Annotated in this window: 13 protein-coding genes and 1 pseudogene; 5 read left to right on the top strand and 9 right to left on the bottom strand. The window is 63.9% G+C overall.

All coding sequences use genetic code 11. The features are described 5' to 3' along the window. A pseudogene (locus CAG46_RS27295) lies at window positions 1-180 on the bottom strand (outer membrane assembly protein); the annotation flags it as partial. A gap of 196 nt (window positions 181-376) precedes the next feature. Here CAG46_RS27295 and CAG46_RS27290 point away from each other — a divergent pair. Together CAG46_RS27290 and CAG46_RS27285 are read left to right on the top strand one after the other, a co-directional pair. Next, a complete protein-coding gene (locus CAG46_RS27290; protein WP_075045281.1) occupies window positions 377-1,069 on the top strand; it encodes a response regulator transcription factor in 693 nt (230 codons plus the stop codon). Further along, window positions 1,066-2,328, top strand: a complete 1,263-nt coding sequence (locus tag CAG46_RS27285) for an ATP-binding protein (RefSeq protein WP_085619561.1) — start codon at window positions 1,066-1,068, stop codon at window positions 2,326-2,328. Before CAG46_RS27290 ends, CAG46_RS27285 begins: the two co-directional genes overlap by 4 nt. A 193-nt stretch (window positions 2,329-2,521) precedes the next feature. Here the strand turns inward: CAG46_RS27285 and CAG46_RS27280 are convergent, their stop codons facing one another. Next, complete coding sequence (locus CAG46_RS27280) at window positions 2,522-2,989, bottom strand: Lrp/AsnC family transcriptional regulator (protein ID WP_085619559.1); 468 nt, start codon at window positions 2,987-2,989, stop codon at window positions 2,522-2,524. Window positions 2,990-3,155: 166 nt separating this feature from the next. On the opposite strand from CAG46_RS27280, the gene CAG46_RS27275 reads away from it, so the two are divergent. Together CAG46_RS27275 and CAG46_RS27270 are read left to right on the top strand one after the other, a co-directional pair. Continuing rightward, window positions 3,156-4,406 carry a Zn-dependent hydrolase gene (locus CAG46_RS27275; RefSeq protein ID WP_085619557.1) on the top strand — a complete coding sequence of 417 codons (1,251 nt, stop codon included), beginning with the start codon at window positions 3,156-3,158 and terminating at the stop codon, window positions 4,404-4,406. A 79-nt stretch (window positions 4,407-4,485) separates the two neighbouring features. Next, window positions 4,486-5,700, top strand: coding sequence for a diaminopropionate ammonia-lyase (locus CAG46_RS27270; RefSeq protein ID WP_085619555.1), 1,215 nt, complete (start codon window positions 4,486-4,488; stop codon window positions 5,698-5,700). 149 nt (window positions 5,701-5,849) lie between these two features. Here CAG46_RS27270 and CAG46_RS27265 read toward each other — a convergent pair whose 3' ends face one another. The 7 genes from CAG46_RS27265 to CAG46_RS27235 all read right to left on the bottom strand — a co-directional run bounded on the left by CAG46_RS27265 (window position 5,850) and on the right by CAG46_RS27235 (window position 12,955). After that, window positions 5,850-7,034 (bottom strand): MFS transporter, encoded by a 1,185-nt coding sequence (locus CAG46_RS27265; RefSeq protein WP_085619552.1) that lies wholly within the window; start codon window positions 7,032-7,034, stop codon window positions 5,850-5,852. Window positions 7,035-7,258: 224 nt separating this feature from the next. After that, window positions 7,259-7,729, bottom strand: coding sequence for an Lrp/AsnC family transcriptional regulator (locus tag CAG46_RS27260; protein ID WP_075045277.1), 471 nt, complete (start codon window positions 7,727-7,729; stop codon window positions 7,259-7,261). 20 nt (window positions 7,730-7,749) lie between these two features. Next, a complete protein-coding gene (locus CAG46_RS27255) occupies window positions 7,750-9,045 on the bottom strand; it encodes an FAD-binding oxidoreductase (RefSeq protein ID WP_085619550.1) in 1,296 nt (431 codons plus the stop codon). A 97-nt stretch (window positions 9,046-9,142) separates the two neighbouring features. After that, a complete protein-coding gene (locus CAG46_RS27250; RefSeq protein ID WP_085619548.1) occupies window positions 9,143-9,982 on the bottom strand; it encodes an ABC transporter substrate-binding protein in 840 nt (279 codons plus the stop codon). 61 nt (window positions 9,983-10,043) lie between these two features. Continuing rightward, the gene (locus CAG46_RS27245; protein ID WP_085619546.1) at window positions 10,044-10,808 is read right to left on the bottom strand and encodes an amino acid ABC transporter ATP-binding protein; all 765 of its coding nucleotides are present in this window, start codon (window positions 10,806-10,808) and stop codon (window positions 10,044-10,046) included. A 15-nt stretch (window positions 10,809-10,823) separates the two neighbouring features. After that, a complete protein-coding gene (locus CAG46_RS27240; protein WP_085619544.1) occupies window positions 10,824-11,789 on the bottom strand; it encodes an amino acid ABC transporter permease in 966 nt (321 codons plus the stop codon). A gap of 284 nt (window positions 11,790-12,073) precedes the next feature. Next, window positions 12,074-12,955 (bottom strand): LysR family transcriptional regulator, encoded by an 882-nt coding sequence (locus CAG46_RS27235; RefSeq protein WP_025339213.1) that lies wholly within the window; start codon window positions 12,953-12,955, stop codon window positions 12,074-12,076. 170 nt (window positions 12,956-13,125) lie between these two features. Here CAG46_RS27235 and CAG46_RS27230 point away from each other — a divergent pair. Continuing rightward, the coding region (locus tag CAG46_RS27230) for a thiamine pyrophosphate-binding protein (protein WP_256575150.1) at window positions 13,126-13,821 on the top strand (696 nt) is incomplete at its 3' end.

The raw sequence follows: 13,821 nt of genomic DNA, 5'->3' as shown, positions 1-13,821 counted from the left end.
CTCCACCAGTCGGCGGTCATCGGCCTGGTCGCCGACGTTCAGCGGCAAGGCACCGAAGACACTGCCGGCGGAAACCCGCTGCAGGCCGTTGACGCGGATGTCGGCGATCCTGAAGGGGGAGGCCTGGGCCAGCGTGGCGTTCAGCAGCAGGACGGAGAGCAACAGGCGCGGGTAGTTCATCGAGGGTTCCAGACAAGCGGATTCGGAGGGAGCAAGCGCGGGCAACCCGCATGCAGCGGGCGATGAGGATACGGGCGGGCTGTGTTCGGCGCGGTTAGCCGAGGGTAAAGATGTGTAAAGTCCGACCGGCCGGCGGTGACAGTGCCGGCCGCCGGGGCGATCATTGCAACCCCTGCAATCACGATTCCTGGCCCTGATGATCCCTGTGCTGCTGGTCGACGATGACCGCGAACTCACCGAAATGCTCTCTTTGTACCTGGCCCGCGAAGGGTTCCAGGCCACCGCCGTCGGCACTGGCGAGGAGGGCGAAGCTCAGGCATTGACCGGCAACTATCAGGTGGTGGTGCTGGACGTGATGCTGCCGGGCATTTCGGGCATCGAAGTGCTGCGGCGTGTGCGCGCGCGCAGCCAGGTACCGGTGCTGTTGCTGACTGCCCGTGGCGACAACATCGACCGCATCGCCGGCCTGGAGCTGGGTGCCGATGACTATGTGCCCAAGCCCAGCTCCCCCGGCGAACTGGTGGCGCGCCTGCGGGCGATCCTGCGCCGTGTTCAGCCGCAACTGATGGGCGAAGGCATGGTGCCCGAACAGGTGCGCAGCGGTGCCCTGAAGATGTGGCCCGGTCGACGCGAGGCGCACTGGGGCGCTGCCATCCTCGAGCTGACCGGCTCCGAGTTCAGCCTGCTCGAAGCGTTGGCCCGCCAGGCCGGCCAGCTGGTCAGCAAGCAGGACCTGTCGCTCAATGCCCTGGGCCGGCCGCTGACCCGTTACGACCGGCGCATCGACGTGCACATCAGCAGCATCCGGCAAAAGCTCGGGCCGCGCGCCGATGGCAGCAGCTGGATCCAGAGCGTGCGCGGCATGGGCTACATGCTGATCGTCGAATGATGCGCCGGCGCCTGTTCTGGAAGCTGTTCCTGGCCTTCTGGCTGGCCAACACCCTGACCTTCCTGGTGGGCGCGGGCGCCTTCATGCTCAATGACCTGCGTGGTGATACCCCGGCGCTGCGCTCGCTGCTGGCCACTGAACTGCAGCTGTTGCAACGTTACGGCGAGCAGGCTGGCCGACAGTTGCTCGAGGTCTCGCCGCAGCCGCCGGATGTGCAGGTGGGCCTTTACGATAGCCAGGGCCGGTTGCTGGCCGGCAGGGCGGTGCCAGTGGCCCGGTTCGAGCAGGCGCTGAGCGACCGCGACGGCCGCCCGCTGTTGCTGCGCGCTTCGGTGGCCACGACCATTGGCGAGCCTCCACGCCCGCGCAGCATGGGCCCGCTGTTTACCGGCACGCTGATGAGCGCGCTGTTCGCCTTCCTGTGCAGCCTGTACCTGACCCGCCCGCTGGCCTGGCTGCGCGAAGCCATGGGCCAGGTCGCCCAGGGGCGTTTCGAGGTGCGGGTCAAACCCAGGCTGGGCAAACGCCGTGACGAAATCGTCGAACTGGCCGAAGACTGCGACCGCATGGCCGGTCAGCTCAAGGCGTTGGTGCAGGCGCAGCAGAACCTGCTGCACGATATTTCCCACGAACTGCGCTCGCCTCTGACCCGCATGCATGCCGCCATCGGCCTGATGCGCCAGCAACCGGACCGGCTCGACATGCTTGAACGGGTGGAGCGCGAGTCGCGGCGCATGGACGACCTGATCGAGCAACTGCTGACCCTTGCTCGCGCCCAGTCCCGGCAGGGCGACGACTTCGCCACCCTCGATGTGGTCGAACTGCTGGCGCAGATCGTCGAAGACGCCCGCTTCGAGGCCGGCATGAAGCAGTGCCAGGTTTGCTTGCAGGCCCAGGGCACGTTTATCACGCATGGGCATGAAGAACTGCTGTACCGGGCGTTCGAGAACATCATTCGTAATGCCGTGCGCTACACCGCAGCAGGTACCGAGGTGTTGGTCGAGGCCGCGCTGGCGCCGGGCGGGCAGTGGTTGCAGGTCAGCGTCAGCGACCATGGCCCGGGCGTCGAACCGGCGCGCCTGCAGCGCATCTTCGAGCCATTCGACCGCGGCACCGACAGTAACGGTGACGGCTTTGGCCTGGGCCTGGCGATTGCCCAGCGGGCCGTTGCCTTGCATGGCGGCAGCATCACCGCATTGGCCGCCGCGAGTGGCGGGTTGCGGGTGCGCATCGAGCTGCCGCAGGCAAACCCTGCGTGAGCAAGGCCGCTCCAAGGGAACTGCACTTATTGAATTAGCAGGGCCCCTGTGGGAGCGGCTTTAGCCGCGAACACCGGCGCAGCCGGTGCCATGCACCGCGTTGGATTCTTCGCGGCTAAAGCCGCTCCCACAGGTACATCGCTGTTCTCGAGGTTGTCGCTGTACCTGTGGGATCGCAATCGCAATAAAGGCTTCAAGGCGTGAGGGTCGGCACGAACATGCCCGTCTTCACATTGCTCATCGACACCAGCGTCTTGAAGCGCTTGACGTTGTTGTTCTCGAAGAACAGTTCGCGCGTCAGCTGGGTGTACTGCTCCATGTGCCGCACCAGCATGATCAGCACGAAATCGCACTCTCCGGCCACGTAGTAGCACTGCTGCACCTGCGGGCAGGCGAGGAAGGTGCGTTTCATCTCGTCCAGCAGGTCCAGCCGCTCGTTCTCCACTTCAACCTCGGTGATCACCGTCAGCGTGTACCCAAGCTGCTCCGGGTTCAGCTGTGCCACCGTGCCGCGGATCACGCCGTCGGCCGCCAGCTTCTTCAACCGCCGATTGACCGCTGCCGAGGACAGGTTGACCTGCGCACCGAGGTCCAGCTGTGAAGTACCAGCGTCGCGCTGCACGGCATCGAGCAGGGCCAGGTCGAAGTGATCGAGGGGCATGAAGGGGCCTCTGTAGGTAAACAGCGGTAAACGCCGGGAATGCGTAATAAAAGTGCGCGCAAAGGCCAAAAATCAAGCTTTTCGTGCATGGCGAGCGAATAGAATTCTCCCATGAACAAAAACGGCGGTGTAGAGCCAAGGCTTTGCACCCAGGGAGAAACGGTTGATGAATGCGAGTACCCCACTGCAACTGAACGGCCCTTTGCTGCTGCAGCAGATCCGTGCACTCGGCCAGGTAGGCGCTGACGCCACCCACGGCGGGCGCACCCGGATCGCCCTGAGCGATGCCGAAAAGGCCGGGCGCGACCTGCTGATCGGCTGGATGCGCGAACTTGACCTCGGCGTGCAGGTCGACCGCATCGGCAACATTTTCGGTACTTTGCGCGCTGCCGCCGACAGCGGTGAGCAACGCCCACTGATGATGGGTTCGCACATCGATACCGTTACCAACGCCGGAGCCCTGGATGGCTGCTATGGCGTGCTGGCCGGGTTGGCGGTGATTCGGGCCTACCGTGATGCCGGGCGCTTGCCTGAGCGTTCGATCACGGTCGGCGCATTCACCAATGAAGAGGGTGTGCGCTACCAGCCCGACATGATGGGCTCACTGGTATATGCCGGCGGCCTGCCCTTGCAGCAGGCGCTGGACACCCTTGGCACCGACGGTACGCGGCTTGGCGATGAACTGGCGCGCATCGGCTATGCCGGCTCGCTGGAGCCTGGCGCCATCGTGCCGCATGAATACCTCGAACTGCATATCGAGCAGGGGCCGATCCTCGAAGCCGAGAACACCCTTATAGGCGTGGTCGAGAACCTGCAGGGCATTTCCTGGCAGCAAGTAGAGGTGAAAGGGCACGCCAACCATGCCGGCACCACGCCGACCCACCTGCGTCATGACGCAGGCTTCGTCGCCAGTGCCATCGTTGCCGAGTTGCGCGCCATGGCCGTGGATTCCGGCACGACCCTGGCCACGGTGGGCTGCATGCAGTTCGAGCCGAACGTGATCAACGTCATCCCGCGCAAGGCCACCTTCACCGTCGACCTGCGCGACCCCGACGAAACCTGCCTGGCTTACGCCGAAAATCGCCTGAGCCAATACCTGGAGGCGCTTGCCGAGCGTGAAGGGGTGACCATTACCACCGAGCGCCTGGTGCGTTTCGAACCGGTGATCTTCGACGCAGGCCTGGCCGATGCCATAGAAGCCTCGGCGCAGCGTTTCGGCTTCAGCCACCGGCGCATGACCTCCGGTGCTGGCCACGACGCGCAAATGATCGCCCGCATTGCCCCCGCCGCGATGATCTTCGTGCCCAGCCAGGGCGGCATCAGCCACAACCCGCGCGAGCATACCGACGACGAGCAACTGATCCAGGGCGCCCAGGTACTGCTGGATGTGGTCAGCCGTCGCCTGACCCACCCCTGATACCCACTGTAATGCCCCGTCCGCTGAAGCCTGGTTTCAGCGGCATGGGCTTCCTGTTGCCTGCAGAAAGGAGTACCGCATGTTTGTTTCCAACCCCAAGGCTGGCCGCCGGCCTTACCCGCAAGCGTTGCAAGAGGTGATGAGCATTGCCAGGGCTGAAGAAAGCCGCCAGTGGCTGGCCGGCTGGGCGCGCTTGAACGCTGGCGCTACGCCGCTGTACACCCTGCCTGACCTGGCTGCCGAGCTGGGTGTTGCCCAGGTGTCGGTGAAGGATGAATCGGTGCGCTCGGAACTGGGCAGCTTCAAGGCCCTGGGCGCGCCGATTGCCCTGGTCCGGCTGATCCGGCGTACCTTCCCCGCGCAGCAGTTCGACCCGCGTGGCTTGCTGGAAGGCCAGTACGCCGACCTGCTGACGCAGTTCACCGTGGTCAGCGCCACCGATGGCAACCATGGCAAGGGCCTGGCGGCCGCCGCGCAAAGCATCGGCTGCCGCTGCGTGATCGTGCTGCATGCCAACGTCAGCATCGAGCGCGAACAGGCGATTGCGGCCTATGGTGCGCAGATCGTGCGCATTGCCGGCAATTACGACGAGTCGGTCGAGCATGCTGCGGAACTGGCGATCAGCAATGGCTGGACCGTGGTTTCCGATACCTCCTATGAAGGCTACGAAGTGATCCCGCGTGACGTGATGCAGGGCTACGGCACCATCGCTGCGGAAATCATCGAAGCCACTGCCGGGCAACCGCCGTTCACCCACGTGTTCCTGCAGGGCGGGGTGGGAGGCCTGGCGGCCGGCATCGTCAGCTACCTGTGGGAGCACTACGGCGCACGGCGCCCGCTGTTGGTCATGGTCGAACCGGAGCAGGCGGACTGCCTGTACCAGAGCGCCTTGCTCGGCAAGCCGGCCAGGGCGACCGGCGCGGTGGACTCGGTAATGGCAGGCCTGGCGTGCGGCGAGACATCGCCGCTGGCCTGGCGCTTCCTGGAGCCGAGCGTCGATTACTTCATGACCATCAGCGATGACCAAGCTGTCGCCGCCATGCGCCGCCTGGCGGCTGGCAGCGCTCGCGACATTCCACTGGTTGCCGGTGAGTCCGGCGTCGCCGGCCTGGCCGGGCTTGCCCACCTGGTAACGGATGCTGGCGCATCTGCCGACCTGGGTATCGACGGCAACGCCCGCATCCTCTTCATCAGTACCGAAGGCGCCACCGCCCCCGGCGTATATGCCGACCTGCTGGGCGAGTCGGCCAGCTCGGTACTGGCCCGCCAGCAAGCCTGGCGCGTTGAAGTTTGATTCGGGGGCCGCATTGCGGCCCTATCGCGACGCAAGGCCGCTCCCACAAAGATGGCCTCGTCCTAGAGGGCAATGCAGAACCTGTGGGAGCGGCCTTGTGTCGCGATAGGGCTGCGCAGCAGCCCCAAAGTACAGAACCGCATTCGGTCCTAGTGCCCACCCTTCATCCGCCGTGCCACCAGGTAGATCCCCAGCCCGACCAGCGCCGTAGCCGCGCCGATGTACCCGGTGCTGGTCCAGCCCATGCCTGCGGTAATCGCCATGCCGCCCAGCCACGGCCCCAGCGCATTGGCCAGGTTGAACGCCGCATGGTTGGAGGCCGCCGCCAGGCTTGGCGCTTCATGGGCAATGTCCATCAGGCGGATCTGCAACGGTGCCGCCAGGGCAATCATGGTGCCGACCAGGCCAATGCCCAGCAGCAGGCTCCACAGCGCCTGGGCGGCAAAGCTGAAGAACAGCAGCACGGCAATCGACCACACCAGCACCAGCCCGACGGCGCGGAACTGCAGGCGGTCGAACAGCTTGCCTCCGGTGATGTTGCCGACAATGCCACCGACGCCGAACGCCGCCAGGCCGAACGGAATCCACTGTGGCGACACCTGGGTCACCTGCAACATGGTCGGCGCCAGGTAGCTGAACACACAGAACATGCCGGCAAAGCCGATCGAGGCGATGCCCAGCGCCATCCACACCTGCGGCAGGGTGAAGGCTTGCAGTTCCTTGCGCGGGTCGCTGCGCACTTCGTCGTGGCGCTGGGGCACGAAGCGCCAGACCAGGGCGATGGTGCACAGGGCGATCGCGCCAACCAGCACGAACGCCGAGCGCCAGCCGAAGTACTGGCCCAGCAAGGTGGCGATCGGGTTGCCGAGCAACATGGCCAGGGTCAGCCCCATCATCACCCGGGCCACGGCCCCCGCCCGCTGGTCCTTGGCTACCATGCTCGACGCCACCACCGCCGCGATGCCGAAGTAGGCGCCATGGGGCAGGCCGCTGATGAAGCGGAAGGCGACAAGGCCACCGAACGAGGGGGCGAAGGCGGTAGCCAGGTTGCCAAGGGCATACAGCGCCATCAACAACAGCAGCATGTGCTTGCGCAACAGCCGGGCACCGATGATCGCCAGTGTCGGGGCGCCGACCATCACCCCCAGCGCATAGGCGCTGATGGCATGGCCCACCTGGGGCTCGCTCAATTGCAGGTTGCTGGCGATATCGGGCATCAGGCCCATGATGGCGAACTCGCCGGTGCCAATGGCAAAGCTGCCCAGCGCCATGGCGGCTTCCATCTTCGCGACGGTAGTTTTGCTGGGGAGAGGGGGTAATTCCTGAACTGACATCTGGATCCTTGTTGAAACATGCTGAAACGTTCAAGGCGGGATCATAGTCAATCCGTGACGGTGACGTCGAGGAAGCTGGCCGGCTTCCTGGACCTGCGGCATGAACAGCACCTGTGGGAGCGGGCATGCCCGCGAAGAATCCAGCGCGGAGGATGGCACCGGCTGCGCCGGTGTTCGCGGGCACGCCCGCTCCCACAAGGCTCTGCACAAGCCTGGGAGGGGGATTACAACGTCAGCTTCTTGCTGAACTTGGTCTCCATGACAATGTGCGACGCCGTATGGGTCACACCCTTGATCATGTTTATACGGGTCAGTTCGGCATTCAGTTCGCCCAAGGTATGGGTGGTCAGGTGGATGATGAAATCCATTTCGCCCGATACCGCGTACACCGCCTGCACCGACTCCATCTTGCGCAAGGTGGTCATCACGTCGGTGTAGCTCTTGTTGCTGCAGGAGGTCATGGTGAAGCAGTTGATCACCTGCTGCAGCTTGTCCTGGTCGATGCGCACGCTGTAGCCGGTGATCACGCCGGCATTTTCCAGGCGGTTGATGCGCTCCTGCACCGCCGAGCGCGACACACCCAGCTTGCGTGCCAGCGAGGCGGTGGGCTCACGGGCGTTGGCCTGCAGCAGCGCCAGCAGTTGGCGGTCCTTTTCGGTAAGTTTGAACAGCGCGCCGGGGGGGAGGGGGTCCATGGCGATTCCTGGTTGTCGTTCTAGTTGTTGTACTGCGAGCGCGCTTCCTGGAACCGGTCCATCAGTTTCAGCCCGGCATACACCGCTTGTGCCGCAGCAGGCCCAAACGGTCCGCCGTTCCATTCCAGGCCATAGGCATCGAACAGGCGATAACGGTCGGTTTCGCCGGACACCGCCTCGGCGACTACCCTGGCGCCCACGGGTGCGGTGTTCATACCATGGCCCCCAAATGAAGTACAGGCCCACAATCCCGGGCCCAGAGGGCCGATGTGCGGCATCTTGTGGCGGGCGTAGCCCATCAGCCCGGACCAGGCCTTGGCGATCTTCAAACCCTGCAGCTGCGGATAAACGTTGAGGATGTCACGGGTCAGCAACTGCCCGAGGCGTTGTTCGTCCTGCAGATTGCGGGTGGTGATATGGCCACCCCACAGCAGGCGGTCACCTTCGACGATGCGGTAGTAATCCGAGGCGCGGCGGTTGTCGCCGACGGCATCCGTGGTACGTACCACGTCATTCAGGCGTTCACCCAGGTGTTCGGTGAGTACCACGTAGGTGGCGATCGGCAGGAAAGCTCGGCGCAGCCGGCCGAACTCGGCGCCGCCGTAACCGCCGCAGCAGTACACCACATCGGCACAGGTGACCGCGCCGTGGGCAGTGGTTACACGGTGGCGCCCGGCCACGCGTGCTACCCGCAGCATGGGGGATTGCTCGTGGATACAGCCGCCGGCAAGCTCGACCAGCTCGGCCAGGCCCAGGCAGTAGTTCAGCGGGTGGAAATGAAAACCATGGCTGTCGCGCAGCCCCTGGTAGTAGCGGTCGGTGTTCAGCTGGCTGCGTAGCGTCGGGGTATCCAGGTATTCCATCTCGAAACCGAAGTCACGGGCCATGCGGTCGCGGGTGCGCTGCAGGTTGTCGGCGTCGTCGTAGCGCACCACGCTGAGTTTGCCGGTGGTCGCGGCACAGCCTGGCAGCTGGTGGCGGGCGATGGTGTCGCGGACGATATCGACGCCCTCCAGTGACAACCGGAACAATGCCGCTGCTGTCGGCTTGCCGCAGCGCCGCTCGATGGCCGACAGCCCTTCGGACCAGCCCTGCAGCACGAAGCCGCCATTGCGCCCTGAGGCCCCCCAGGCCACTCGCGCGGCTTCCAGCAATACCACCGAGCGCCCGCGCGACAGCAGTTCCAAGGCTACGCTCAGGCCCGCCAGGCCGCCGCCGATGACGCATACATCGGCCCGGGTTTCGCCGGCCAAAGCCGGGCGCTGCGAGGCCGGGCGCATGGTTCCGGTGTAGTAGTTGTTGCTGTAGCTGGACATCGGTTGGGTCATCCTTTTACTGAGCGTTGCAGGTTCTACGGGCACGCGGGGGCCGCACGCCCTTCAGCTGAGGGGCGCTGGCCTGTGGGTGATGGGGTTATTGCACTTGCGTGAGGTCGGCGCCGTACCACTTCTCGGACAGCTGCTTCAGCGTACCGTCGGCCTTCATGCTTTCGACGGCCTTGGCCAGTTCGGCATTGAAGGCGTCGTCGCCCTTGTCGGTGGCGATGGCCAGCGGTTCGTAGTAGGCGGGCTTGCCCTGCACCGGGGCAATCGGGTAACCGGCCTTGATCGCGCCCATGATGGTCGGCAGCGGCGACAGTGCGGCATCCAGGCGGGTGCCGTTGCCCATGCGCAGGTCATCCAGCGGGCCCATGCTGTCGCCGTAGGTCTGCACATCGCCAGGCTCCACGGTATAGCTGAACGCAGGTACGTCCGCCGCGTCGATCTTCAGCCGGCGGTTGATGTAGTCCTCGGAGGTAGTGCCGGCCTCGACGCCGATGGTCTTGCCATTGAGGTCGGCAGCGCTGGCGCCGGCGGCATCCTTGTGCACTGCGAACATGTAGGGGGTGTAGTAGTAGATGGCCGGGAAGTCGAGTACGCGGCCACGTTCGGTGGTAGGCGTCATCGAACCGACCGACAGGTCCCAGCGGCTGGCCCAGCGCCCGGCAGTGATGATGCCGTACTCGGGGGTGACAAACGCTACCGTGGTGCCCATGCGCTTGCCGATTTCGTTGGCAACATCGATGTCGAAGCCCTTGAGGGTGTTGTCCTCGCCGAGGAACGACTGCGGTGGCCAGTTGGCGGCGGTGGCCACTTTCATGACCTTGCTCTGGTGGATGCGATCCAGGGTGGCGCCCGCCCAAGCGGTGCCGGTCATCAGGGCCAGGCTGCCGGCGACGGCAGTGAGGGCAAACAAGCGTGCAAGTGGGTTCATTCGGTAAGTCTCCGGGTATGCAATTGTTGTTGTGGTGTTGGCACAGCGGTAGACACAGGCCTCAGTGGCTGAGAATCTGCGAAAGGAACTCCCTGGCGCGGGCATGGCGCGGGTTGTCGAAGAAGTCGTTGGGCCGGGCCTGCTCGATGACCTGGCCTTGGTCCATGAAGATGATGCGGTCGGCGACCCGGCGGGCGAAGCCCATTTCGTGGGTGACACAGAGCATGGTGATGCCATCCTGGGCCAGCTCGCCCATCACATCGAGCACTTCCTTGACCATTTCCGGGTCCAGTGCCGAAGTGGGTTCGTCGAACAGCATGATCCGCGGCTTCATGCACAGCGCGCGGGCAATGGCTACCCGCTGTTGCTGGCCACCGGAAAGCTGGCCGGGGAACTTGTCGGCTTGGCTGGCGATGCGCACCCGCTCCAGGTACTCCAGGGCCAGGGCGCGGGCCTGGGCCTCGTTGAGCCTGCTGACCAGGCGCGGACCGAGCATCAGGTTTTCCAGCACGGTCAGGTGCGGGAACAGGTTGAACTGCTGGAACACCATGCCGACCTGGCGACGAATGGCGGCCACGCTGGCGGCATCACGGTCAAGCGGGTTGCCGGCGATCAGCACCTGGCCTTTCTGGAAGTCCTCCAGCAGGTTCAGGCAGCGAATCAGTGTGGACTTGCCTGAGCCTGACGGGCCGCAGACCACCACGATCTCGCCGCTGGCGATTTCCAGGTCGATACCCTTGAGTACATGAAAGTCGCCGTACCATTTCTGCAGACCGCGGATCGATACGGCGGCCTGGGCGGCAGCTGGGGTGACTACTTGGTTCATCGTGATGCTCCTCGATCAGCGGTGGGCGCGGTCGAAACGTTTTTCCAGGCGCGACTGCACGGCTTCGAGCAGGATCGACAGCACCCAGTACAGGACGGCGGCGGTAATCAGCATTTCCAGGTGGCGGAACTCTGCGCGGCCCTGTGTGCGAGCCAGGAACATCAACTCCCACACGCCGATCACCGACACCAGCGAGCTGTCCTTGAGCATGGAAATGAACTGATTGCCGGTGGGCGGGATGATCAGTCGCATCGACTGCGGCAGGATCACCCGGGTCATTGCCTGGAAGGGGGTCAGGCCAATTGCTCGCGAGGCTTCCCACTGCCCGCGCGGGATGCTGCTGATGCCGGCGCGGAAGATTTCCGTCATGTAGGCGCCATAGCACAGCGACAGGGCCAGGATGCCCGCCGGCACTGCACCGACCACGTAGCCGAGTTGGGGGATGCCGAGATAGATCAGGTAGATCTGGATCAGCAGCGGTACACCGCGGAAGAACGAGGTATAGAAACTGGCGATGGCGATGGCGAAGCCGTTGGACGACAAGCGTGCAGTCGCACCCATCAGGGCCAGGACGAACGCGATGGCGATCGAGATCGTGGACACGTAGACGGTGGTGAACACCCCTTGGGTGATCATGAAGCTGACCTTGCTGGCGATGAAACTGTAAGACAGGTCGAAAGTGTCGAAGAACAGCAGGAACAACAGCAACAGTTCGAACCAGACGGTGATTACCTGGGCCCGTAGCGCAAAGCGGCCGAGGATGAACAGATTCAGCACCAGGGTGACGGCCAAGGTGCCGGCCACGGCGATGTTGCGCATTAGCGGTGCCTGCAGGTCGAGCACGATCGGGCCCATCAGCCGGGCCAGGCTACCGTCGCCCACACCGTAGAAAAGGGCGAGTGCAAAGATCACGGCGGTGGTCAGGGCCATGAACGCAGGGTTGTCGGTCGCACGCGGTTTGACGATATGGTCTCTGTACATGGGGTCGTGCCTCACGGAGCTGGGCTCGTTTGTTGTTGTGAGGCCATTGTAGGGAGGCGAAGCGCAGGCAAGAACCTGACGGATTGCAACGATTGACAGGTTTGTAATGGCATTTGACGGGTGCATTGCCTGACATTTGCTGCCTGGCCCCGTCAAATCGTTTGCCTCCGGATGCGCCGGTATTCGCGGCTAAAGCCGCTCCCACAGAGATCACTGCAGGCTTGCGGTATGCACAACCCCTGTGGAAACGGCTTTAGCCGCGAAGAGGCCGGAACAGGCTGGCCTCAACGCTCCAGGTAATGGGTCTGCGCGGCAAAATCGATGAAGCGCTTGCTGGCCAGCGACAGGTATTCCCCCGACCGCCAGCACAAGCGGAAGCTCATCTGCTGCGCTGGCTGGAACGGTACGCCGACGATGCCCGGCGTGCGTTGTTGCACCGAGCGCAGCAGGGTCGCCACGCCCATGTTGTCCAGCGCGGCCTGTACCACCAGCGATACGAAGTTGCTCTGCAGTGCTACCTGGTACGTGATGCCATGTTCGGCGAAGAACGCATCCAGCAGGTGGCGCTGCACGAAGGTGCGGTCGAATACCACCATGTCGGTATTGCGCAGGTCCTCGGCCGTGAGGAAGGCCTTGCCGGCATAGGGATGGTCAGGGTGCATGCACGCCAGCATCTCGTCGCTGCCCAGCAGGATCGATTCCTTGTCGGGCGGCACGCGCCTGGACTCCAGCAGCGCCAGGTCGATTTCCCGTTGTTCCAGGCGATGGCCAATGTCCTCGGCACTGCCTTCGAACACGGTCATGGCAATGCCCGGGTACAGCTGGCGGAAGGCGTTCATCAAGCCGGGCACATAGTGCAGGCCGAACATCGGCGGGATACCCAGGCGCACTTCGCCGCGCTTCAGGTCGGCCATGTCGCGCAGTTCTTGCCGGGCCACATCCATTTCGCGCAGGGCCGATTCGATACGTGGCAGGAAGCGTTCGCCCTCGGCTGTCAGGATGACTTTGCGCGTGGTGCGGTTGAACAGGGTGACGCCCAGTTCTTCTTCCAGGCGGGTAACAGCCATGCTCAGTGCCGGCTGGGCAATATGCAGGTGCTGCGCGGCTTTGGTGAAGCTGCCTTGGCGCACGATCTCGACGCAGCAGCGCAATGCCTTGAGGTTCATTGAGGGGGTTTACCGTTCATAACAAACTGTGATGCCAAGCATCATAACAATATATTTATTATTATTAACCAGAGGGCCTACGATGCGCGCCACTGAGACATCCTGCAACATCTCAGTCACGCAGCTTAATAAATCTGCAATCCCACAAAGATTTTGAGGTAGTACCCCAAATGGCCAAGGCCGCCGATGTCGTTGTGCAATGCCTGGAAAACGAAGGTGTCGAGTATGTATTCGGCATTCCTGGTGAGGAAAACCTCGACCTGCTCGAATCCCTGCGCAAGTCGAAGATCAAGCTGGTACTTACCCGTCACGAGCAGTCCGCAGGTTTCATGGCTGCCACCTATGGTCGCCTGACCGGCAAGACCGGCGTCAGCCTGTCGACCCTCGGCCCTGGCGCCACCAACCTGGTCACCGCCAGCGCCTACGCCTACCTGGGCGGCATGCCGATGATGATGATCACCGGCCAGAAGCCGATCAAGAAGTCCAAGCAGGGCCGTTTCCAGATCATCGACGTGTGCGGCATGATGGACCCCATCACCAAGTACACCCACCAGTTCGCCTCCGCCGACAACATCCCTTCGCGCATGCGCGAAGCCTTCCGCCTGGCTGAAGAAGAAAAGCCGGGTGCCGTGCACCTGGAGCTGCCGGAAGACATCGCCGCCGAGCAGACCGACGCACTGCCGATCCCGCCAAGCCTGCACCGCCGTCCGCTGGCCGAGCACGTGGCGATCGACGCTGCCGTGCAAAAGCTGCTGAACGCCCGCAATCCGATCCTGGTGATCGGCGCCGGCGCCAACCGCAAGATGACCGCCAAGGTCCTCAAGCAGCTGATCGACAAGACCGGCATCCCGTTCATCACCACCCAG

The organism is Pseudomonas sp. B23(2017), from assembly GCF_002113725.1.
Lineage (GTDB): Bacteria > Pseudomonadota > Gammaproteobacteria > Pseudomonadales > Pseudomonadaceae > Aquipseudomonas > Aquipseudomonas putida_Z.
Note: the sequence above shows the minus strand (reverse complement) of the source record. Positions and strands in the feature narration are given on the sequence as shown.

Excerpts from the sequence above, each read along its gene's own strand:
- CAG46_RS27280 (WP_085619559.1), bottom strand. The coding sequence starts at position 2,989 with ATGCCCCTCGATCACTTCGACCTGGCCCTGCTCGATGCCGTGCAGCGC.
- CAG46_RS27250 (WP_085619548.1), bottom strand. The coding sequence starts at position 9,982 with ATGAACCCACTTGCACGCTTGTTTGCCCTCACTGCCGTCGCCGGCAGC.
- CAG46_RS27235 (WP_025339213.1), bottom strand. The coding sequence starts at position 12,955 with ATGAACCTCAAGGCATTGCGCTGCTGCGTCGAGATCGTGCGCCAAGGC.
- CAG46_RS27265 (WP_085619552.1), bottom strand. The coding sequence starts at position 7,034 with ATGTCAGTTCAGGAATTACCCCCTCTCCCCAGCAAAACTACCGTCGCG.
- CAG46_RS27245 (WP_085619546.1), bottom strand. The coding sequence starts at position 10,808 with ATGAACCAAGTAGTCACCCCAGCTGCCGCCCAGGCCGCCGTATCGATC.
- CAG46_RS27290 (WP_075045281.1), top strand. The coding sequence starts at position 377 with ATGATCCCTGTGCTGCTGGTCGACGATGACCGCGAACTCACCGAAATG.
- CAG46_RS27275 (WP_085619557.1), top strand. The coding sequence starts at position 3,156 with ATGAATGCGAGTACCCCACTGCAACTGAACGGCCCTTTGCTGCTGCAG.
- CAG46_RS27270 (WP_085619555.1), top strand. The coding sequence starts at position 4,486 with ATGTTTGTTTCCAACCCCAAGGCTGGCCGCCGGCCTTACCCGCAAGCG.
- CAG46_RS27260 (WP_075045277.1), bottom strand. The coding sequence starts at position 7,729 with ATGGACCCCCTCCCCCCCGGCGCGCTGTTCAAACTTACCGAAAAGGAC.
- CAG46_RS27240 (WP_085619544.1), bottom strand. The coding sequence starts at position 11,789 with ATGTACAGAGACCATATCGTCAAACCGCGTGCGACCGACAACCCTGCG.
- CAG46_RS27255 (WP_085619550.1), bottom strand. The coding sequence starts at position 9,045 with ATGTCCAGCTACAGCAACAACTACTACACCGGAACCATGCGCCCGGCC.
- CAG46_RS27285 (WP_085619561.1), top strand. The coding sequence starts at position 1,066 with ATGATGCGCCGGCGCCTGTTCTGGAAGCTGTTCCTGGCCTTCTGGCTG.